Origin of the sequence: Mesorhizobium sp. M4B.F.Ca.ET.089.01.1.1 (assembly GCF_004022605.1) — a bacterium.
Lineage (GTDB): Bacteria > Pseudomonadota > Alphaproteobacteria > Rhizobiales > Rhizobiaceae > Mesorhizobium > Mesorhizobium abyssinicae.
Genome location: NZ_RZOS01000877.1, coordinates 1 through 1,184, shown reverse-complemented (window position 1 = coordinate 1,184; position 1,184 = coordinate 1). Strand labels below are relative to the sequence as shown.

Below are 1,184 nucleotides of genomic sequence, written 5' to 3'. Positions count from 1 at the left end.
GCGACTGCGCCCGCCGCTGGTCGCTGTGCTCGCGCGTGACGAAGACGAACAGATGGTCGAGCGCCGATTCGATCAGCACGCCGAGCGGCACCAGAAGCTCGTTGCCGGAGGCGCGCAGGATGGCGAGGTGGAAGCGCGTGTCGGCGCGCGTGCGCTCCTGCAGGTTGGTGGCGGCCCCCATCTCGCGGCAGGCCTGGCTGATCTCCGCCATCTGCTCCTCGCTCCTGCGCATGGCGGCGAAGGCGCTGGCTTCCGGTTCGATGATGTGGCGGAACTCCTGCACCGTCTTCAGGAACAGCTCGCGATCCGGCGCCGTCGCATACCAGGCTAGCACATCGCGATCGAGCAGGTTCCAGCGCTCTTTCGGTTCGACCCAGCTGCCGATCTTGGGGCGCGACGCCAAAAGGCTCTTCGCCATCAGCATCTTGATCGCTTCGCGCACCGCCGAGCGGCTGACGTTGAAGGTCTCCGACCATTTGGCTTCGTTGGGCAGGATGGTGCCGGGCGGATAGTCGCCGCGCACGATCCTGAGGCCGATCTCGCTGGCCAGCGAGGCATGCACGCTGGACCCCGGGGTCCAGGCCATCTCTGGCCGTCGAGCGGTAACGGCAGGGCCGGCTATCGTCCCGGTACTGGCGGCGCGCTTTCTTGATCTGTCGTCCGGCATCGGCGTTCCGGCGTCGGCGCGCTGTCGTTGGGAAACTGTCCGGGATTGTCCGCACCCGCCGATGTCTTCGTCGAAAAACCAATGTCTCGTCGAAAGCAAGACGCATGGGCGCGTCAAAGCCGGAGCCTGCCGCCCCGACAATGCTGCCTGTCCTTGTCCCTGAGGGAAGTGACGGGGCGTCCTCGAAAGGATGCCCCGCTATCGCGGACTACTTCTGGATGCAGGTGTCGACCGTATCCTTGGTGCATTCGTCGAGGCCGGTGAAGACCGGATCGTCGACCTTCTTGCCTTCGATGAGGTCGATCATCACCGACGGCGCCTTGTAGCCCATTTCGAACGGCCGCTGGCCGACCAGCGCGGTCACCAGACCATCTCTGGCGATCGCCACCTCGTCGCCGATCGTGTCGGCGGCGCCGATGACGAAGGCGTTGCTGGCGATCTTGTCGGCCATCGGCTTGAACAGGTCGCGATAGGGCTGCGGCGCGCCGAACAGCGGCCAGCCGCCCATGATGCCGAA

At 65.8% G+C, this 1,184-nt stretch carries 1 protein-coding gene and 1 pseudogene; both read right to left on the bottom strand.

All coding sequences use genetic code 11. The features are described from left to right. On the bottom strand, positions 1-667 hold a 667-nt coding region (locus EN780_RS34705), incomplete at its 3' end, for a FadR/GntR family transcriptional regulator (RefSeq protein ID WP_133372890.1). Between the two features lie 208 nt (positions 668-875). Beyond that, positions 876-1,184 (bottom strand): annotated as a pseudogene (locus EN780_RS34700) (sugar ABC transporter substrate-binding protein); the annotation flags it as partial.